Origin of the sequence: Pseudomonas fluvialis (assembly GCF_002234375.1) — a bacterium.
In the GTDB taxonomy this organism is placed as follows: Bacteria; Pseudomonadota; Gammaproteobacteria; order Pseudomonadales; family Pseudomonadaceae; genus Aquipseudomonas; species Aquipseudomonas fluvialis.
Genome location: NZ_NMQV01000003.1, coordinates 58,508 through 77,165 on the forward strand (window position 1 = coordinate 58,508; position 18,658 = coordinate 77,165).

Here is an 18,658-nt window from a genome sequence, read left to right on the forward strand (position 1 = left end):
CGCCGATGCGTGTGCTGCTGATCAAGACCTCGTCGCTGGGCGATGTCATCCATACCCTGCCGGCGCTCACCGATGCGGCGGCGGCGATTCCCGGCATCCAGTTCGACTGGGTGGTGGAGGAGGGTTTTGCGGAGATCCCTGCCTGGCACCCGGCCGTGGCCGAGGTGATCCCGGTGGCCATTCGTCGCTGGCGCAAGAATCTGCTTGCCACCTGGAAAAGCGGCGAGTGGGCGGGCTTCAAGCGCCGCCTGCGCGAGGGCCGCTATGACCTGGTGATCGATGCCCAGGGCCTGCTGAAAAGCGCCTGGCTGAGCCGCTACTGCGTAGCGCCCGTGGCCGGCCTGGACCGCGCCTCGGCACGCGAGCCGCTGGCCAGCCGCTTCTACGATCGCCGCTATGCCGTGGCCTGGGGCCAGCACGCCGTTGAGCGCACCCGCCAGCTGCTGGCGCAGGCGCTGGGCTACCAGGTGCCGGCGTCGGTGGGGGATTACGGACTGGATCGCGCGGCCATGGCCGGCGCACCGGCCGGCGAGCCTTATGTGCTGTTTCTGCACGGCACCACCTGGGCCAGCAAGCACTGGCCGGAAGCCGACTGGCGCGCCCTGGCCGAACACCTGGATGCCCGTGGCATGGCCGTGCGCCTGCCCTGGGGCAACGAGGCCGAGAAGGCCCGTGCCGAGCGTCTGGTCGAAGGCCTTGCCCATGCGCAGGTGCTACCCAAGCTGAACCTGCGCGGCGTAGCAGCGGTGATCGCCGGCGCGCGCGCCTGCGTGGCGGTGGACACCGGCCTCGGCCACCTGGCCGCCGCGCTGGATGTGCCGAGCATTTCCCTCTACGGCCCGACCCTGCCGATCAAGGTCGGCGCCTACGGTCGCGGGCAGGTCCACCTGTGCGCCACGGGGCCGCTGGCCGGTGGCGGCGACCGCGACAAACCCTGTTTTGACGGCCTGGACGCGGCGCGCGTGGCGCCCGAGCTGGACCGTCTGCTGGCCAGTCTGGAGACTCGCTGATGCAACTGGCCTTCGTGCTCTACAAGTATTTCCCCTTCGGTGGGCTGCAGCGCGACTTCATGCGCATCGCCCTGGAGTGTCAGGCGCGCGGCCACGCCATCCGCGTCTACACGCCGATCTGGGAGGGCGAGGTGCCCGCCGGCTTCGACGTGCGGGTGGCGCCGATCAAGGCGTTCTTCAATCATCACCGCAACGAGAAGTTCAGCGCCTGGCTGGCGGCGGACCTGGCCCGTGATCCGGTGGACCGGGTGGTCGGTTTCAACAAGATGCCGGGCCTGGACGTCTACTACGCTGCCGACGGCTGCTACGAGGACAAGGCGCAGACCCTGCGCGCGCCTATCTACAAGCGCTGGGGCCGCTACAAGCACTTCGCCGATTACGAGCGCGCGGTGTTCGCGCCGCAGTCGAAGACCGAGATCCTGATGATCTCCGAGGTGCAGCAGCCGCTGTTCATCAAGCACTACCAGACGCCGCGCCAGCGCTTTCACCTGCTGCCGCCGGGCATTGCCCAGGATCGCCGTGCCCCGGCCAACGCCGCGGAGATCCGCGCCGAGTTCCGTCGCGAGTTCCAGCTGGCGGACGATGAGCTGCTGCTGGTGCAGATCGGTTCCGGCTTCAAGACCAAGGGGCTGGACCGCAGCCTCAAGGCGCTGGCCGCGTTGCCGCACGCGCTGAAAAAGCGTACCCGGCTGATCGCCATCGGCCAGGACGATCCGCGTTCTTTTCAGTTGCAGGCCAAGGCGCTGGGCGTGTCCGATCAGGTGCAGATCCTCAAGGGGCGCAGCGACATTCCGCGTTTCCTGCTTGGCGCCGATCTGCTGATCCATCCGGCCTACAACGAGAACACCGGCACCGTGCTGCTCGAGGCGCTGGTCTCCGGCCTGCCGGTGCTGGTTACCGACGTGTGCGGTTATGCCCACTACATTGCCGAGGCGGATGCCGGACGTGTGCTGCCCAGCCCCTTCGACCAGCAGCAGCTCAACCAGTGGCTGGCCGACATGCTCGCCGACGATGAGCGCCGCGCCTTCTGGGGGCGCAATGGCCTGGCCTTTGCCGATTGCGCCGACCTTTACTCGATGCCGCAGAAGGCTGCCGATGTGATTCTCGCGGAGAAACGCCCGTGAAGCTGATGCTTGCCGAGCCGTTCAAAAGCCTGTGGGCCGGCCAGGACGCCTTCACCGCCGTCGAGGCACTGCAGGGTCAGGTCTACCGCGAACTGGAAGGCCGCCGCACGCTACGCACCGAGGTGCAAGGGCGCGGCTACTTCGTGAAGATTCACCGCGGCATCGGCTGGGGCGAGATCATCAAGAACCTGCTCACCGCCAAGCTGCCGGTGCTCGGCGCCGCTCAGGAATGGCAGGCCATCGCCCGCCTGCAGCAGGCTGGTGTGCCGAGCATGACCGCCGTGGCCTATGGCGAGCGCGGTGCCAATCCTGCCCGGCAGCATTCCTTCATCATCACCGAGGAGCTGGCGCCGACCACCGATCTGGAACAGTTCAGCCTGAACTGGCGCGAGCAGCCGCCCGAGCCACGTCTCAAGCGTGCGCTGATCGGCGAGGTGGCGAAGATGGTCGGCAACATGCACCGCGCCGGGGTCAACCACCGCGACTGCTACATCTGCCATTTCCTGTTGCACACCGACCGGCCGGTGACAGCAGATGACTTCCGCCTCTCGCTGATCGATCTGCACCGCGCGCAGACCCGCGCCGCCACCCCGCGCCGCTGGCGCGACAAGGACCTGGCCGCGCTGTATTTCTCCGCGCTGGACATCGGCCTGACCCGCCGCGACAAGCTGCGCTTTTTGCAGGGGTACTTTCAGCGCCCGCTGCGCGACATCCTGCGCGACGAAGCGCGGCTGCTGGCCTGGCTGGAGCGCAAGGCCGCCAAACTCTATGAGCGCAAGCAGCGTTACGGGGATGCGCTCTGATGGCCGGCTGGACTCTCAATCCGGCCTACGCCGCGCGTGCTGCAGAGTTTGCCAGCCTGGAGGCGGTGTTTGCCCTGTCGGGCGAGCGGCTCACCTCGGACCCGCTCTCCGAGGTCATTCGCATCGAGCGGGACGGCGTGCGCTATTACGTCAAGCGCTACTGGGGCGCGGGCAAGGGCTTGCGGCGCTTCATCGGCCGGCCACGGGTCAAGGCCGAGTGGCAGAACCTCAAGTATTTCGCCAAGTGGGGAATTCCCACCGCGGAAATCGTTGCCTACGGCCTGGAGCGTCGCGCCGGGGCCTTCCTGCGCGGCGCGCTGATCACGCGTGAGCTGGAGAATACCTGCGACCTGGCGATGATGGCCTGGCATGGCGATGCGCGCCTGCGCGATGCCGCCTGGGTGGACCATGTCAGTCGTCAACTGGCGCGAGCTACTCGTACCCTGCATGACCACCATTTCACCCATAACGACCTGAAGTGGCGCAATCTGCTGGTCAACGAACGCGCCGAGCTGTTCTTCATCGACTGCCCGACCGGTAGCTTCTGGTGGGGACCCTTGTTGCGCTACCGCATGGCCAAGGACCTGGCCTGTCTGGACAAAGTGGCCAAGCAGGTACTGTCACGCACGCAGCGACTGCGCTTTTATCTGCAGTATCGTGGCCGCCAGCGCCTGAATCAGGTCGACAAACGGCGGATTCGCCAGGTGCTGCGCTTTTTCGAGGGGCGTGAATGAAAACTCCATGCGGGTCCGCCGTCACCCCTCCGCCGGGGAGCCTGTGGCTATGAGCGACTTTATTGCCGCGGCAGACCGCGCCCTGCTTGAACAGCACGGCCTGAACAGTTTCGAGGCGCTCTGGGCGTTGCAGCTGGAGGCGGTGGACGAGCCGAATACTGAGCGTGGCGGCTGGAGCAGCGTGTATCGCCTGGAGCTGGGCGAGCGTGCCTACTACCTCAAGCGGCAGAGCAATCACCTGACCCGCAGCTTGCGCCACCCCTGTGGCGAGCCAACCTTTGCCCGCGAGTTCCGCAATATCCAGCGCTATGCCGAGTTGGGGATTCCCGCACTGCAGGCGGCTTTTTTTGCCGCGCGCCGTGTGCCGGGCGAACAGCGCGCGGTGCTGCTGACCCGTGCCCTGGATGGCTGGCAGGAGCTGGGTGACTACCTGGCCTGCTGGAGCCAGTTGGCCGTAGCGCAGCAGCAGGCCATCCTGCGTGCCTGTGGCGAACTGGCGCGTCGCCTGCATGGTGCCGGTCAGCTACATGGCTGCTTCTATCCCAAGCACATCTTCCTGCAGGCGCAGGGTGAACGCTTCGCCGCCTGCCTGATCGACCTGGAAAAGACCCGCCCGCTGTTGCTGGGTCGTCGCGATCGCATCAAGGATCTCGAACCGCTGCTGCGTCGTGCGTCGCGCCAGTGGGGAGGCGACGAATGGCGTGTACTGCTGCAGGCCTATCTGGATGATCCGCTCAGCATGCCGCAGTGGCTGACCTATTTGCGTGCCCGACTGGCCGACAAGGAGGGACGTTGATGCAGCTGTCGCAATTGGTAACGGCAGGACGCGCCCCTGTGCTACCGCTGCATCTAGAGGTGGCTGATGAAGCGTTGCAGATGCAGCAGCTGTTGCGCGTATTGCCGGGGCAGCGCTATGTCGGCGTAGCCGACTGGCAGGGGCGCCGGGTGCTGGCCAAGCTGCTGGTCGGCGGTAAGGCCGAGCGGCATTTTCAGCGGGAGCTGGCCGGAGCCCGGATGCTGGCCGAACAGGGCCTGAACACGCCGGCCCTGCTCGCGCAGGGTTTCCGCGAAGGGCAGGGCGGCTGGTTGCTGTTCGACTACCTGGAAGAGGCCGAAAGCCTGTGGGCGCGCTGGCAGGCCGTGGCGCACCAGCCACTGCTCAGTGCGGCGCAGCAGGCGGTGCTTGGCGAGGCCCTGGGCTGCATTGCCCGAATGCACGGCAAAGGCTTGTGGCAGGCCGATCTGCACCTGGACAACCTGTTGCGTCAGGCCGATCGCCTGTGGGTGATCGATGGCGGTGGCGTGCAGGTTGAAAACGCCGGCCAGCCGCTGTCGCAAGCGCGGGTGCTGGAGAATCTCGGGGTGTTCTTTGCCCAGTTGCCGGCTGAACTGGATGAGTTTCTCGAGGAGTTGCTGGTGCATTACCTGCTGGTCAATGGCGAACACGCCTTGCCGTTGGAATTGCTGCAGGGCGAGATTGCCAAGGTGCGGCGCTGGCGGCTGCGCGATTATCTGAAGAAGGTCGGCCGTGATTGCAGCCTGTTCAGTGCGCGCGTCGGCGCGTTTGGCCTGCGTGTGGTGCGCCGCGAGGCGCAGGCAGCGCTGCAGCCGCTGCTCAATGACCTTGATCAGGCCATCGAAGCCGGGCATATCTACAAAACCGGCGGTGCGGCCACCGTGGCGCGGGTTGAGCTGGACGGCCAGCCGCTGGTGGTCAAACGCTACAACATCAAGAACGCCTGGCATGCCTGCAAACGTTTCTGGCGTGCCAGTCGTGCCTGGCACAGCTGGCGCGAAGGGCATCGCCTGCAACTGCTGGGCCTGCATACGCCAAAACCGCTGGCTGTACTGGAGCGCCGCTGGTGTTGGTTGCGCGGGCGTGCCTACCTGATTACCGACTATTGCGGCGGGCAGGATATAATCGCGCGTTTCGCGGCCTATCGGCAGGCGGTACCCCCGGAAAACGAGCTGCTGGCACTGGATCGACTGTTCGCAGCCCTGCTGCGCGAGCGCATCAGCCACGGTGACTTGAAGGGGCACAACCTGTTCTGGGATGACGCGCAGGCTGCCTGGTCGCTGATTGATCTTGATGCCATGCGTCAGCACCGCAGTGCGCGCAGTTTTGCCAGGGCTTACGCCCGGGATCGCGCCCGTTTTCTGCGTAACTGGCCAGCGGATTGTGCGCTGCACCAGTTGCTCGACCAACGTTTACCGCAGGTGCCCGGCACCTGCCCGAATTAGAGGCTTATCCCTGTGGCACTGACTATTCTCGGCCTGTCCGGCGCCCTCAGTCACGACCCGTCCGCCGCCCTGTACATCGACGGCAAGCTGATTGCGGCCGTCGAAGAAGAGCGCCTGGTACGCGACAAGCACGCGAAGAACCGCATGCCCTACGAGGCCGCCAAGTTCTGCCTGGAGCAGGCCGGGATCAAGCCGGCGGATGTTGACGTGGTGGCGATTCCCTTCGCGCCGATCAGCATTTTCGAGAAGGCCCGCTGGCAGTACGCCAAACGCTACTGGTACGCCCCGGACCGTGCGCTGGACGCCATCCTGATGGGCAACCGTCGCTATTACCGCTACAAGAAGCGCATCGAGTGGTGCCTGCAGCAGCTGGGCTTCGACCTGAAGAAGGTGAAGATTCAGCCGGTCGAGCACCACTTGGCGCATGCCTCCAGCGCCTATCACTGCTCGGGCTTCAAGGAAAAGACGGCAATTCTCGGCATCGACGGCAAGGGCGAGTACGCCACCACCTTCTTCGGCTACGGCGAGAACGGCCAGATCCACAAGATCAAGGAGTTCTACGATCCGGACTCGCTGGGTGGTCTGTACGGCGCGATCACTGAGTTCCTCGGTTTCGAGATGCTCGACGGCGAGTTCAAGGTGATGGGCATGGCGCCCTACGGTGACGCCGCCAAGTATGACTTCTCGCGCCTGGCCACGTTCGAGAACGGCGAGCTGATCATCAACACTGAGTACGCCAACGTCATCGGTTTTCGCCGCTACAAGGAAAAGGGCAAGGGCTATTACTTCTCGCCCAAGCTGATCGAATGGCTGGGTCCCAAGCGCGAAGGCGACATCGCCGATGATCCCTACATCCATTACGCCGCGGCCATGCAGGCGCTGTTCGAGAAGCTGGCCCTGGAAATGATGGATTACTACCTGGGTGACATCATCAGGCAGACCGGCAAGATTGCCTTTGCCGGCGGCTGCGCGCTGAACGTCAAGCTGAACCAGAAGATCATCGCCCGCGACGAGGTCAAGGAGCTGTTCGTGCAACCGGCTGCCGGCGATGCCGGTACCGCAGTCGGCGCCGCGGCCTATGTATCCGTGCAGCGTGGCGTGCCGGTGGAAAAGATGGAGCATGTCTATCTTGGCCCGGCCTATTCCAACGAAGACATCATCGCCGCCTGCGCCCGCCACCCGAACAAGCCGGTATTCAAGCAGATCGACAACGTCGAGCAGCGCATCGCCAAAATCATGGTCGACGGCAACCCGGTGGCCTGGTTCCAGGGGCGCCTGGAGTTCGGCCCGCGTGCCCTGGGCGGTCGCTCGATCATCGGTTGCCCAAGCATTCCCGGCGTGGCCGACCGGATCAACGAGCAGATCAAGTTCCGCGAGCGCTGGCGGCCCTTCTGCCCGTCGATGCTCGACACAGTGGCGCCGCAGATGCTCAAGGTCGACCACCCGAGCCCGTTCATGACCTTCACCTTCGAGGTCAACGAAGAATGGAAAACCCGCGTCAGTGAAGTCGTGCACGAAGACGGCACCTCGCGCGCCCAGGTGCTCGAGCGTCAGTACAACCCGCGCTGGTACGACCTGATGGTCGAGCTGGAGAAGCTCACCGGCAATGGCGTGTCGCTGAATACCTCGCTGAACCGCCGTGGTGAGCCGATGGTCTGCTCGCCGACCGATGCGCTGAACATGTTCTACGGCTCCGACCTGCAGTACCTGATCATGGAAGACATTCTCGTGGTCAAGGAAGGCAAGGGTTGGTATGACTCGCTCTGAGGCGTTGCTGATCAGCGTTGTCATCCCGGCATACAACTATGCCCATTTGTTGCCGCGTGCCCTGGATTCGGTGCTCGGACAACTGAGCGACGACGTCGAGCTGATCGTGGTGGACGATGGCTCGACGGACAATACGGCCGCCGTGCTCGCCGATTATCAGGCGCGTCATGCTGCACTGCAGGTGATCAGCCAGGTCAACGGCGGCGCGGCGGCAGCGCGTAATCGAGGTATCGCCGCCGCCGCAGGCCGCTACGTGCTGCTGCTGGATGCGGATGACGAACTGCTGCCGGGGGCCCTGGCCGCTCTGCGTGAGCAGGTGCTGGTCCAGCCGGCGCTGGGCATGGTGCTGGGCGCGCAGATTTCGGTATACCCCAATGGCCGCGAACGTCTGCGGGTACCGCCTGCGGTTCCGTCGGCCGGGCCGCGCGCGCTGATTCGCCGCTACCTGCTGCAGAAACGCATCAGCATCTCGCATGGTTGTTCGCTGTTTCGTCGCGACCTGCTGTTGCAGCGTCCTTACCCGGTGCAGTTGCGCAGCGGTGAGGATATCGCGGTGTTTGCCTTTCTGCTGGTCAGTGCTCCGGTGGCGGTGCTTGCCACGCCGCTGGCGCGCATTTACAAACATGCCGATAGCCTGCGACATAACCGCGACAAGGCCGAAGAGTATGCGCTGGGCATGGTGGAAGCGGTGTTTTCCAGCCTGCCGGCGGATTGCCAGTCATTGCGCCGGCGCTATACCGCGCAGCGCTACCTTTCGCTGTTTCGTGCCGCACAAAATGCCGGCTCGCGTGGCGAGGCGCGTCATTTCTACGCCCGTGCGCTGCGCCTGAATCCCCTGCAGGCCTTGCGCTGGAGCTACCTGCGCAAGGCCTTGCGCCTGCTGTTCGGGGGCTGACATGCGCATTCTTGTGCTGACCACAGCACCGCGTCAGCCTGATAACCACCTTTTGTGGGAAGGTTTGCGAGAGTTTGCTGACGTAGAAATTCACTATTTTAGTAAGCAAGAGCAGAAGAGTCTTGGTGCTGTCCTGAGTCGCTTTGATTTTTCTTTATATGATCGTGTTATCTGTGATCTGTTATTTCGCTATTTAGTGCGACAGCGGCGAGTGCTCTCGCGCATCAGCGGGTTATTGATTTACGAGGAGGATGCCTGTCAGGAGTTTATTGAGGGCTCTAAGTGGGAAGGCGCTTTTTCAACGTTTTACCTGAAATTGCCGAACGCACGGATTGTTTTGACGGGCTTTCAGGTGTGTCGAAAATTCCAAGAAATGGGCGTAGATGCCCATTTTCTGCCGAAAGGCTTTGATAGTTCAAAGCTCTATAACATGGGCTTGGAGCGTGATATCCCGTTGGGCTTTGTTGGGCGGCTGGATAGCGATACCTATAAGCAGCGCCGAGAGTTTCTGCAGCGTGCCGAAAAAGAGTTCGGACTGCAGATTCTCCGCGCCGAACCAGGTGATGAATATCGTAAATTACTCAACAGGATCAAGGTCTTCGTTAGTGCTGATATTGGGCTTGGTGAGTATATGGCCAAAAATTTCGAGGCGATGGCTTGCGGTTGTGTGCTGCTTGCGTTCAAGCAAGGGTGTGGGGAAGAGGAAGCTCTAGGGCTCGAGTCTGGAATACATTGGCTTTTGTACGAAGGACAGGAGCAGTTCGAGCTTTTTGTTGAAATGCTTATGACAGATACGGGGCTTTCAGATGCGTTGGCCTGTGCCGGCCAAATGGAAGCAAAGCAGCGGTTTGATTATTCTGCTCAATCGCAGTCACTGTTTAGTTTGCTGGTTCTCCCGAGCGATCCCGCCCTGAAAAGAATGAGTTTATGGCAGCGGTTGCTTGGACTGAAGTTTCAGATAGGAGGCCAACATGGCAATTAAGTTATATTGGCATCGTGGCAGTGGTCGAAGCGATGCTGGTCAGCGGAATTTTGGAGACTATTTGTCCCCTTTGATCGTGGAAGCAGTGTCTGGTTGTTCTGTTAAATATGCGCCTCTGAAAGAGGCAGAAATGATGGCGATCGGCACGATTCTAGCTAATGAATATAAGGCCAAGCGCTATGGTTTTAAGCGGAAGATTCATGTCTGGGGGTCCGGTTGTGGGCAGCCGGATGAGCGTTTTAGTTCGCGACACTACTACCATGCTGTACGAGGTAAAGAGACTGCCCAGCGAGTTATTGGTCAACCAGTGATATCGGCATTTGGAGACCCTGGACTCTTGGCAGAGATGCTTGTTAAACGCCCGATTCAGAAAAAATACAAGATTGGCTTTGTGGCTCATTACGTTGACCGCGACAGGCCTGAAGCGATTGCTTTTGCCGCGACAGATGGAGTCCATTCGATCAATGTTTTCGATGAGCCGCGAGATGTTCTGCATCAGATTGCAGCCTGTGAGTTTATTGTTTCATCCAGTTTGCATGGTTTGGTCGTGGCGGATGCTTATGGTGTTCCAAATCTCAGGGTGCGACTCTCGCGTGGCCTCATAGATGAGCTCAAGTTCGATGATTATTATTCGGCGTTTAATCTTTCGGCTCCTCAGCCATTGACGTCAGACAAGCTTGCGTCATTGGCCGCTGCGCCAGAGTGGATAGCGGATGGTTATAGCAGGCCAGGTCTAGCAGGTATCCAGGACGGCCTAATCAAGCACTTCCCCAAAATCTAGAGACAGAATAATGAAAATTTACACAATTGAGTATTCCGGAAAGTCTTTCGAAGACTGGGCCAACCTTGGGGATGATATTCAGTCGATTGCAGCTAAGAAGCTTCTGCCGCATGTGGATGGTGGAATTTCTCGAGAAAAACTTAGGCAGCCGGCGGAGCCTGGTGTGTTATCAATGAATGGCTATTTTCTGGGAGGGTGTGAGTGGCCGCCAGCCCCAGAACTGACTCCAATATTCTTTGCTTTTCATATGACTCCAGGTTCAGTGGCTCGTATCTGCTCACCAGAGGGCATTGCTTATCTGAAAAAGCATGAGCCGATTGGTTGCAGAGATCGCGGGACTATGGAGATACTTCAGCGGTATGGCGTTGAGGCTTTTTATAGCAAGTGTGTAACGCTCACCCTCCCGCGTAGGGAGTGTGAGCCAGAGAATGGTCGCATTTATATGGTTGGCTTGAGCAAAGGTGCAGAATCTGCAGTGCCTCGTAGTATACGTAGGCGTGCGGTTGTGGTGGATCAGGCCAAATTGCGTTTGCCTGATTTAACACCAGGCCTAAAGGAAGAGATTTCACAGCATCTGCTGGATACATACAGTAGAACGGCTTCGCTTGTTATTACTTCGAAAATACATTGTGCGATGCCCTGTATTGCAATGGGCATTCCTGTGGTTTTTTTGTATGACAAAAAGAAGGTGGATGATTATCGTGTTGGCATTATAAAGGATCTGATTGGGATTCAGTATGTTGGTGAAACAAGGCTGGATAGGATTTTTTTAAATAGATTGCGTGGTTTGAAGTTTGATTGGAATCCGCAACCCTTGGAGTTTGAGAGTGAGAAGCTGAGGATTAGGGAGGGCTACTTATCTGCTTTTGAAAGGGCGGTTGCTAGGTTTGGTTTATAGTATTAATTTTTTGTTGTGGTTGTTAGTTTTGAGTTTGTATGGGTGGGGTGTTTTGTGAATATTAAGCCTGGTGTTTTTTCTGAAGGGCGTTCAGACTTTTCTGTGGATGTAGGTGGTGAGCATTATGATATATATTTTCAGGGTCGGGGGGTTTCTGGTTCAGCAGAGGCCTTAGTTCCCTTGGTGATGCTGGCTGCTATGAAGAATAATCAGGATATACATGTTGAGGGTGTTTGTTCGCCTACGTTCATGGCGAATATGTGCTCTCTTTCAAGTATTTTCTCTAAATGGTTTTCTGCTGATGGGTTTCATCAGGTTTCAGTACAGGCTGAGCAGTTGAGGGTTCCTGAGCCGGCAGTGGGCGGGCGTGTGGCTTCGTTTTTTACTGGTGGTGTAGATTCTTTTTATACTTTTTTAAAACATAAAGATGAGATAACTGACCTTATTTATGTTCATGGCTTTGATCTGCCTTTGGAGGAGACAGCCAAGCGTCGCGCTGTTAGTGAAATGGGTCGTAGGATAGAGCAGGCAACTGGCGTACGATTCCTTGAGATCGAAACAAATAGCCGGCGAGTTTTGCGTGATTGGGGGCGCTGGGGTGTTCATGGGCATGGCCTGGGTCTAGGTTGTATAGGTCGATTGTTGACTTCAGAGTTCAAGCGTATCTATGTTCCCTCCAGTTTTCATGAAAGTGATCTGTTTCCTTGGAGCTCGCATCCAGAAACAGATGTTCTATATTCCGATGAGTCTATTGAGTTTGTTCATGATGGCTGTGAGGCTTTTCGTGCGCAAAAAATTGAGTTTATATCTGGTTTCTCAGTGGCTCTAGATAATTTGCGAGTTTGTGGCGAGAAGAACCAGTTGGATTTGAATTGCGGGCGTTGTGAGAAGTGTGTGAGAACAATGACTAGCCTCTATGCGTGCGATGCCTTGGAGCGGGCACGGACTTTTGGTGAGTCGTTGACTTCTTCTTTGGTCCTCAAGCAGCTGATTTATGATGACTCAATTGTTGCTTTTGTTAAAGAAAACATTGCACTGATGGAGCGGCGTGGAAAGTCTGGTTCTGATATATGTGAATCGTGGCGCGTTGTCTTGGGGCGGTCGTCTTTTGAAAATAAATTGCGCCGTAAGATTTATAAGATCAAGAAGAAAATTGGGTTGAATATGTAGTTGTTTTGGTGTGTTATCTCGGTTTTATTTCCCTGGTGTCCAAAAAATATGAGTTGAATGTGATGTCAAAAGAAAATTTACCTGTTGGTTTTCGTCTTGATATAAATGGTTTGCGTGCTTGGGCGGTGCTGGCGGTAGTTTTTTATCATTGGCTTTTTATAGCAAGTGCGTGACACTGACCCTTCCTCGTAGGGAGCGTGAGCCCGAGAAAGGTCGCATTTATATGGTTGGCTTGAGCAAGGGTGCAGAATCTGCAGTGCCGCGTAGCATTCGTCGGCGTGCGGTTGTGGTGGATCAGGCTAAATTGCGTTTGCCTGATTTAACGCCAGGCCTAAAAGAAGAAATCTCACAGCATCTGCTAGATACATACAGTAGAACGGCTTCGCTTGTTATTACCTCGAAGATACATTGTGCGATGCCTTGCATTGCAATGGGTATTCCAGTTGTCTTTTTGTATGATAAGAATAAAAAAGAAGATTACAGGGTTGGAATAATTGGGGATCTAATTGGGATTCAGTATGTTGGTGAATCTAGGCTTGATCGCCTTGTCCTTAATCGTTTGCGCTCTATGAAGATTGACTGGAAGCCAAAATCATTGGACTTTAAGGCGGAGAAAGAAACTATCCGTCAAGGTTATCTGGCTGCATTTGATCGGGCATTGATGCGCTTTCAATTGTCTCGAAATGAGTAAGTATTGAGTGGTGAAGGCTGTGGTGGTGTGCTCAACTCGATAAGCGTTGGGCCTAGCTGCTGGCGCCAGTCGCTGCCTATCACGTGAAGCTCCGGCAGGGCGCTGGGGGCGAGTACCGAGCAGGGCGGGCGCCTGGCCGGCGTGGGGTATTGTTGCGTGGCAATCGGGTGAACCTGCGGGGCTTTCTGCAACAGGCCGCAGGCCTGGGCCTGGCGGAAAATTTCCAGAGCAAAGGCATGCCAGCTGCAGGCCGGTTGGCCGGAGAAGTGGTAGATGCCCCAGGGCAGGCTGCCTTGGGCAAGGTAGCTGGCACTCAGCGACCAGAGTGCGGCGGCGATGCTGTTGGCCGAGGTTGGGCAGCCCAGCTGGTCATCCACCACCGACAATTCGTCGCGCTCCCTGGCGAGGCGCAGCATGGTCTTGACGAAGTTGTTGCCATGACTGCCGAACACCCAGCTGGTACGCAGGATAAGGCTCTGCGGGCAAAGTTCGCGCAACAGCTGTTCGCCGGCCAGCTTGCTGGCGCCATACACATTGATAGGGGCTGTCGGGGCGTCTTCGCGGTAGGGCTGCGGACTGTCGCCGGCGAACACATAGTCGGTGGAAATATGCAGTACGCCGGCGCCATGGCGTGCCGCACTGCGGGCCAGGTTGGCCACGCCCTCGGCGTTCACCGCGTAGGCCTGCGCCGCGTCGCTCTCGGCCTTGTCCACGGCGGTATAGGCTGCCGCGTTGATGATCAGGCGCGGCTGCAGGCGGGCGATGCACTGCTCAACGGCCTGCGGATCACGGATGTCCAGTTCGGTAGAAGCCAGGCCGGTTACCTGTAGGTGCTCCGGCGCCTGGCCCATCAGCGCATGACCGACCTGGCCCTGCGCACCGGTGACGAGAGTGCACGCGCTCATGCGTTGCCATCCAGCAGCTGAGCCAGCGTCGGATTACGCTGATCCTTGGCCGAGAGCAGCGGTTGTTCGATGGGCCAGGGGATGTTGACCTGCGGATCGTTCCACAGCAGGCCGCCTTCATCCTCCGGGATGTAGTAGTCGGTGCACTTGTACTGGACGTCGGCGATGTCGCTGAGCACGCAAAAGCCATGGGCGTAGCCCGGCGGTATCCACAGCTGGCGATGGTTCTCGTCGTTCAGTTCGACGGCGACGAACTGGCCGCAGGTCGGCGAGGCCGGGTTGATGTCCACGGTTACGTCGTAGACCGAGCCGCGACTGACGCTGACCAGCTTGCCTTGCGGGCGACTGCGTTGGAAATGCAAGCCGCGCAACACGCCACGTGCCGAGCGCGAGTGATTGTCCTGCACGAAGGTGTGCGCGATGCCCAGCTGCCTGTAGCGCTCGGCCTGGTAGCTCTCCAGGAAAAACCCCCGGGCATCAGCGAATACCTTCGGTTCGATGATCAGCACGCCGGGCAGTACGGTTTCCAGCACCTTCATGAGCGCGGCTCCTGGCTAGCTAGGCGCAGCAGGTACTGGCCATAGCTAGTCTTGCCCAGTGCGGAGGCCTGGCGCTGTAGTTGCTCGCGGCTCAGCCAGCCCTGTTGATAGGCGATTTCCTCCAGGCAGGCGACCTTCAGCCCCTGGCGGGCTTCGATGGTCTGTACGAAGTGGCTGGCCTCCATCAACGAGTCGTGGGTGCCGGTATCCAGCCAGGCAAAGCCGCGGCCCAGCAGGCTTACATTCAGGTCGCCGCGCTGCAGGTAGGCATTGTTGATGTCGGTGATTTCCAGTTCGCCACGCGCCGAGGGCTTGACCTGCTTGGCGATCTGCACCACGTCGTTGTCGTAGAAATACAGGCCGGTCACCGCGTAGTTGGATTTGGGTTGCGCCGGCTTTTCCTCGATGGACAGCGCCTTGCCCTGGGCGTCAAAGGCCACCACGCCAAAACGCTCCGGGTCGCTGACGTGGTAGCCGAATACCGTAGCGCCGCGGGTGCGACTGGCCGCTTCGCGGAGCATGGCGCTGAAGCCGTAGCCATAGAAGATATTGTCGCCGAGGATCAGGCACACACTGCTGTCGCCAATGAACTGTTCGCCGATGAGGAAGGCCTGGGCCAGTCCGTCCGGCGAGGGTTGTTCGGCGTAGTTGAGCTGGATGCCGAACTCGCTGCCATCACCGAGCAGTTTGCGGTAGCCGGGGAGGTCGTCGGGGGTGGAAATCAGCAGGATCTCGCGGATGCCGGCAAGCATAAGCACCGACAGCGGGTAGTAGACCATCGGCTTGTCGTAGATCGGCAGCAACTGCTTGGAGACGCCGCGGGTGATGGGATGCAGGCGGGTGCCGGAGCCGCCGGCGAGGATGATGCCTTTCATGCCTGTTCTCCCAGACGATTCAGTTGATAGGTGCCGCTGAGAACGTTTTGCCACCAGCTGCGGTTGTCCAGATACCACTGCACGGTCTTGCGCAGACCGCTCTCGAAGGTTTCCTGGGGTAGCCAGCCCAGCTCGCGTTCAATCTTGCCGGCATCGATGGCGTAGCGCCGGTCATGCCCCGGGCGATCCTGTACGAAGGTGATCAGCTCGGCAAAGCGGCTGATGCCGGCCGGTTTTTCCGTGACCAGTTCATCGAGCAGGGTGCAGAGGGTTTCCACCACTTGCAGATTGCGCTTCTCGTTATGGCCGCCGATGTTGTAGGTGGCGCCGGGCTGGCCACGGGTGAGCACTTCAACCAGGGCGCGCGCATGGTCCTCGACATACAACCAATCGCGAATCTGCGCGCCGTCGCCGTACACCGGCAGGGGTTTTCCGGCCAGGGCGTTGAGGATCATGTGTGGAATCAGTTTTTCCGGGAAGTGATACGGACCGTAGTTGTTCGAACAGTTGGTGATCAGTACCGGCAGCCCGTAGGTACGCTGCCAGGCGCGTACCAGGTGGTCGGAGCTGGCCTTGGAGGCGGAATAGGGCGAGCTGGGGGAGTAGGGTGTCTGTTCGGTGAACAGCTCCGTGGTGCCTTCCAGGTCGCCGTATACCTCGTCGGTGGAAATATGATGGAAGCGGAAGCGGCTCCGCGCTTCCTCGCACAGGCCGAGCCAGTACTGCCGGCAGGCTTCCAGCAAAGTGTAGGTGCCGACGATATTGGTCTGGATAAACGCCGCCGGGCCGTCAATGGAGCGATCCACATGCGATTCGGCAGCCAGGTGCATCACTGCATCCGGGCGGTGTTCGGCCAGTACGCGCGCGACACCCTCGGCATCGCAGATGTCGACCTGCTCGAAGCGATAGGCCGGGTGCTCGCTGGCTCCGGGTAGCGACTGCAGGTTGCCGGCATAGGTGAGTTTGTCGAGGTTGACCACCTGGTGCGGGGTGTTCTGTAGCAGATGGCGAACCACTGCAGAACCAATAAAGCCGGCGCCGCCGGTGACGAGAATCTTCATGGGGAAACGCTTGTCTTCATGGCGCCGGCGAAGCGCCAGGCGACAAAGTCTAATGATTTTACCCGCGCTCTGCACGGCAGCGCTCTGCACGGCAGCGTTGGGCAAAGTGCTAATATCGCCCCCTTTTGCAGGAATGGCCGGCTGCCCGCAGGGCGGCTGGGGCGACAGGAGCGGTGGGATCATGTCCAAGAGTGCGTCAACCACGCGGGTGCAGGCGGGCTTCCGTGCAGATATCAATGGCTTGCGCGCCTGGGCGGTACTTGCCGTGGTGCTCTATCACTTCGCGATTCCAGGTTTTTCCGGGGGATTTTCTGGGGTCGACGTATTCTTCGTCATCTCCGGTTTCCTCATGGCGGGTATCGTCGTAGGCGGCCTGCAACGCCAGCGCTTCAACCTGGCCGACTTCTATCTGGCGCGCGCCCGGCGCATCCTCCCGGCTTTGCTGGTGCTGGTGGCTGCGGTGTTGCTGGTGGGCTGGTGGTTGCTGATCCCCAGCGATTATCAGGTGCTTGGGCGGCATGCGCGCGAAAGCGTGCTGTTTACCGCGAACCTGCAGTATCTGTCCGAGGCCGGCTATTTCGATGCGGCGTCCCATGAGAAATGGCTGCTGCATACCTGGTCGCTGGCCGTCGAATGGCAGTTCTACCTGCTGTATCCGTTGGCGCTGTTGGCGTTTCATCGCTTCTTTGCCAGCTGGCGCGCTCTGTTGGCGGTGCATGTGCTAGCCCTGCTGGTGTCGCTGGCGCTGGGCGTGTGGTGGACCCTGGAGACGCCGGACAAGGCGTTCTATCTCCTGGCGCCGCGCGCCTGGGAGCTGTTGCTGGGCGGCTGCGTGTTCCTCGTGAGCCAGCGCTGGAGTCCATCAACGGCCCTGGCGCGTGGCATGGAGCTGAGCGGTTTGCTGGCGATCGTGTTCAGCATGACCCTGCTGGATGCCGGGCGCGCCTGGCCCGGTGCCTAGGCGCTGTTGCCCACCCTGGGGGTAGCGGCTGTCCTGCTGGCGCGTCGCGAGTCCTTGTGGACGGCCTCGCGCCTGGCGCAGTGGCTGGGCACGCGCTCCTATTCCATCTACCTGTGGCACTGGCCACTGGTCGCAGGCCTGGTGTATTTCGACCGCCAGCACCTGGGGTACTGGGTGGCGGCAGGCATTGTGCTGTCGCTGCTGCTTGGCGATCTTTCTTATCGTCTGGTCGAAGGGCCGAGTCGTCGCTGGCTGGCCACGCGAAGCCGCTGGGCCTGTCTGGGCTGGCTGTTGTTGGCTTTGCTGGTGGTGGCGTTGTCGGCGCAGGCGGTGCGTCGCAGTGGCTTTCCCGATCGTCTGCCGGAAAGCCTGGCGCAGGTGGAAGCGCAGCGTCACAACAAGAATCCCCGCCAGGACGAATGCCTGAAGGCGGATGCACGTTGTGTATTTGGTGGCGAGCGGGTACGGGCGCTGGTAGTCGGTGATAGCCATGCCGATGCCATCGTCAATGCCATTGTTGCCGCACTGCCGGAGGCCGAGGATGGCCTGTACTTCCGCGCCGAGAGTGCCTGCCTGTTCGTCAAAGGCGTTCGCTGGGCAGGCAAGGGGGAGCGCGAAGACTGCCAGCAACTGTTGCGCGAGGTGCCGCAGGAGTTGGCGGATGCCGATCCCCGCTTGCCGCTGATAATTATCAATCGGACAAGCAATTATATTTTTCCGCAGTCTGCGGAGAAGTCGCGGCCATCATTTTATTTTTCTGTTGAGCGCTCGGGAGATGATCCTGCCTTCCAGGCCGAGTTCCGCCAGCATTACCTGGATACCCTGTGTACTCTGGCTCGCCAGCGTCCGGTCTACCTGCTGCGCCCGGTGCCGGAGATGCCGGTGCATGTGCCCAAGGCGGTGGGGCGTGCGCTGATGCGCGGCTTGCCGGCGGATGTGTCGATCAGTCGCGAGGATTATCGTCAGCGGCATGCCTTTGTCTGGGCGCTGCAGGACGAGGCGGCCAGCCAGTGCGGTGTCCAGTTGCTCGACCCGCTGCCCTATCTTTGCGATGAACAGGTCTGTCACGGCAGCGTCGCGGGTGTGCCGCGCTATGTGGATATGGACCACCTGAGCGAAAGCGGCAACCGCTTGCTGACGCCGCTGTTTGCCCCGATATTTGCCCAGCCGGCTGTGGAGCCGGCTACTGAACGCTAGGAGTCGGCAATGGGGCAATAGCTG

At 59.9% G+C, this 18,658-nt stretch carries 19 protein-coding genes; 15 read left to right on the forward strand and 4 right to left on the reverse strand.

The window, feature by feature from the left end:
* Positions 1 to 5: 5 nt before the first annotated feature.
* The 13 genes from waaC to CFY91_RS15835 all read left to right on the forward strand — a co-directional run bounded on the left by waaC (position 6) and on the right by CFY91_RS15835 (position 13,096).
* A complete protein-coding gene (waaC, locus tag CFY91_RS01880; RefSeq protein ID WP_093984646.1) occupies positions 6 to 1,010 on the forward strand; it encodes a lipopolysaccharide heptosyltransferase I in 1,005 nt (334 codons plus the stop codon).
* The gene (locus CFY91_RS01885) at positions 1,010 to 2,134 is read left to right on the forward strand and encodes a glycosyltransferase family 4 protein (RefSeq protein WP_093984647.1); all 1,125 of its coding nucleotides are present in this window, start codon (positions 1,010 to 1,012) and stop codon (positions 2,132 to 2,134) included. The genes waaC and CFY91_RS01885 overlap by 1 nt, the downstream gene beginning before the upstream one ends.
* The gene (gene rfaP, locus CFY91_RS01890) at positions 2,131 to 2,937 is read left to right on the forward strand and encodes a lipopolysaccharide core heptose(I) kinase RfaP (protein ID WP_093984648.1); all 807 of its coding nucleotides are present in this window, start codon (positions 2,131 to 2,133) and stop codon (positions 2,935 to 2,937) included. Before CFY91_RS01885 ends, rfaP begins: the two co-directional genes overlap by 4 nt.
* Positions 2,937 to 3,671 (forward strand): lipopolysaccharide kinase InaA family protein, encoded by a 735-nt coding sequence (locus tag CFY91_RS01895; protein WP_093984649.1) that lies wholly within the window; start codon positions 2,937 to 2,939, stop codon positions 3,669 to 3,671. Before rfaP ends, CFY91_RS01895 begins: the two co-directional genes overlap by 1 nt.
* Positions 3,672 to 3,720: 49 nt before the next feature.
* On the forward strand, positions 3,721 to 4,467 hold the full coding sequence (locus tag CFY91_RS01900) for a lipopolysaccharide kinase InaA family protein (RefSeq protein ID WP_093984650.1): 747 nt from the start codon (positions 3,721 to 3,723) through the stop codon (positions 4,465 to 4,467).
* Positions 4,467 to 5,912, forward strand: coding sequence for a lipopolysaccharide kinase InaA family protein (locus tag CFY91_RS01905; RefSeq protein WP_093984651.1), 1,446 nt, complete (start codon positions 4,467 to 4,469; stop codon positions 5,910 to 5,912). Before CFY91_RS01900 ends, CFY91_RS01905 begins: the two co-directional genes overlap by 1 nt.
* Before the next feature lie 12 nt (positions 5,913 to 5,924).
* The gene (locus CFY91_RS01910) at positions 5,925 to 7,679 is read left to right on the forward strand and encodes a carbamoyltransferase family protein (protein WP_093984652.1); all 1,755 of its coding nucleotides are present in this window, start codon (positions 5,925 to 5,927) and stop codon (positions 7,677 to 7,679) included.
* Positions 7,666 to 8,574, forward strand: coding sequence for a glycosyltransferase family 2 protein (locus CFY91_RS01915; protein ID WP_093984653.1), 909 nt, complete (start codon positions 7,666 to 7,668; stop codon positions 8,572 to 8,574). The genes CFY91_RS01910 and CFY91_RS01915 overlap by 14 nt, the downstream gene beginning before the upstream one ends.
* Position 8,575: 1 nt before the next feature.
* Positions 8,576 to 9,556 carry a glycosyltransferase family protein gene (locus CFY91_RS01920; RefSeq protein WP_093984654.1) on the forward strand — a complete coding sequence of 327 codons (981 nt, stop codon included), beginning with the start codon at positions 8,576 to 8,578 and terminating at the stop codon, positions 9,554 to 9,556.
* Entirely contained in the window at positions 9,546 to 10,337 is a 792-nt protein-coding gene (locus tag CFY91_RS01925; protein WP_093984655.1) for a polysaccharide pyruvyl transferase family protein, read from the forward strand. The genes CFY91_RS01920 and CFY91_RS01925 overlap by 11 nt, the downstream gene beginning before the upstream one ends.
* 10 nt (positions 10,338 to 10,347) lie before the next feature.
* The gene (locus CFY91_RS15825) at positions 10,348 to 11,235 is read left to right on the forward strand and encodes a polysaccharide pyruvyl transferase family protein (RefSeq protein ID WP_133063651.1); all 888 of its coding nucleotides are present in this window, start codon (positions 10,348 to 10,350) and stop codon (positions 11,233 to 11,235) included.
* 54 nt (positions 11,236 to 11,289) lie between these two features.
* On the forward strand, positions 11,290 to 12,405 hold the full coding sequence (locus CFY91_RS15830; RefSeq protein WP_133063652.1) for a hypothetical protein: 1,116 nt from the start codon (positions 11,290 to 11,292) through the stop codon (positions 12,403 to 12,405).
* Between the two features lie 223 nt (positions 12,406 to 12,628).
* A complete protein-coding gene (locus tag CFY91_RS15835) occupies positions 12,629 to 13,096 on the forward strand; it encodes a hypothetical protein (protein WP_165765288.1) in 468 nt (155 codons plus the stop codon).
* Here CFY91_RS15835 and rfbD read toward each other — a convergent pair.
* The 4 genes from rfbD to rfbB are packed head-to-tail and all read right to left on the reverse strand — an operon-like array spanning position 13,075 to position 16,476.
* Entirely contained in the window at positions 13,075 to 14,001 is a 927-nt protein-coding gene (rfbD, locus tag CFY91_RS01940) for a dTDP-4-dehydrorhamnose reductase (protein WP_093984658.1), read from the reverse strand. The two genes, CFY91_RS15835 and rfbD, sit on opposite strands and share 22 nt — an antisense overlap.
* Positions 13,998 to 14,540, reverse strand: coding sequence for a dTDP-4-dehydrorhamnose 3,5-epimerase (rfbC, locus tag CFY91_RS01945; RefSeq protein WP_093984659.1), 543 nt, complete (start codon positions 14,538 to 14,540; stop codon positions 13,998 to 14,000). The genes rfbD and rfbC overlap by 4 nt, the downstream gene beginning before the upstream one ends.
* Positions 14,537 to 15,415, reverse strand: coding sequence for a glucose-1-phosphate thymidylyltransferase RfbA (gene rfbA / locus CFY91_RS01950; RefSeq protein WP_093984660.1), 879 nt, complete (start codon positions 15,413 to 15,415; stop codon positions 14,537 to 14,539). The genes rfbC and rfbA overlap by 4 nt, the downstream gene beginning before the upstream one ends.
* Positions 15,412 to 16,476, reverse strand: a complete 1,065-nt coding sequence (gene rfbB / locus CFY91_RS01955) for a dTDP-glucose 4,6-dehydratase (RefSeq protein ID WP_093984661.1) — start codon at positions 16,474 to 16,476, stop codon at positions 15,412 to 15,414. The genes rfbA and rfbB overlap by 4 nt, the downstream gene beginning before the upstream one ends.
* A gap of 181 nt (positions 16,477 to 16,657) precedes the next feature.
* On the opposite strand from rfbB, the gene CFY91_RS16155 reads away from it, so the two are divergent.
* Positions 16,658 to 17,437 carry an acyltransferase family protein gene (locus CFY91_RS16155; protein ID WP_229727195.1) on the forward strand — a complete coding sequence of 260 codons (780 nt, stop codon included), beginning with the start codon at positions 16,658 to 16,660 and terminating at the stop codon, positions 17,435 to 17,437.
* Positions 17,438 to 17,443: 6 nt separating this feature from the next.
* Positions 17,444 to 18,634, forward strand: coding sequence for an acyltransferase family protein (locus CFY91_RS16160; RefSeq protein ID WP_229727194.1), 1,191 nt, complete (start codon positions 17,444 to 17,446; stop codon positions 18,632 to 18,634).
* Positions 18,635 to 18,658: the final 24 nt, after the last annotated feature.

Coding starts and splice junctions, on each gene's coding strand:
- CFY91_RS01905 (WP_093984651.1), top strand. CDS start 4,467: ATGCAGCTGTCGCAATTGGTAACGGCAGGACGCGCCCCTGTGCTACCG.
- rfbD (WP_093984658.1), bottom strand. CDS start 14,001: ATGAGCGCGTGCACTCTCGTCACCGGTGCGCAGGGCCAGGTCGGTCAT.
- rfbB (WP_093984661.1), bottom strand. CDS start 16,476: ATGAAGATTCTCGTCACCGGCGGCGCCGGCTTTATTGGTTCTGCAGTG.
- CFY91_RS15825 (WP_133063651.1), top strand. CDS start 10,348: ATGAAAATTTACACAATTGAGTATTCCGGAAAGTCTTTCGAAGACTGG.
- CFY91_RS01915 (WP_093984653.1), top strand. CDS start 7,666: ATGACTCGCTCTGAGGCGTTGCTGATCAGCGTTGTCATCCCGGCATAC.
- rfbA (WP_093984660.1), bottom strand. CDS start 15,415: ATGAAAGGCATCATCCTCGCCGGCGGCTCCGGCACCCGCCTGCATCCC.
- CFY91_RS01900 (WP_093984650.1), top strand. CDS start 3,721: ATGAGCGACTTTATTGCCGCGGCAGACCGCGCCCTGCTTGAACAGCAC.
- CFY91_RS01920 (WP_093984654.1), top strand. CDS start 8,576: ATGCGCATTCTTGTGCTGACCACAGCACCGCGTCAGCCTGATAACCAC.
- waaC (WP_093984646.1), top strand. CDS start 6: ATGCGTGTGCTGCTGATCAAGACCTCGTCGCTGGGCGATGTCATCCAT.
- CFY91_RS01895 (WP_093984649.1), top strand. CDS start 2,937: ATGGCCGGCTGGACTCTCAATCCGGCCTACGCCGCGCGTGCTGCAGAG.
- rfbC (WP_093984659.1), bottom strand. CDS start 14,540: ATGAAGGTGCTGGAAACCGTACTGCCCGGCGTGCTGATCATCGAACCG.
- CFY91_RS16155 (WP_229727195.1), top strand. CDS start 16,658: ATGTCCAAGAGTGCGTCAACCACGCGGGTGCAGGCGGGCTTCCGTGCA.
- CFY91_RS01925 (WP_093984655.1), top strand. CDS start 9,546: ATGGCAATTAAGTTATATTGGCATCGTGGCAGTGGTCGAAGCGATGCT.
- CFY91_RS01885 (WP_093984647.1), top strand. CDS start 1,010: ATGCAACTGGCCTTCGTGCTCTACAAGTATTTCCCCTTCGGTGGGCTG.
- CFY91_RS15835 (WP_165765288.1), top strand. CDS start 12,629: ATGGTTGGCTTGAGCAAGGGTGCAGAATCTGCAGTGCCGCGTAGCATT.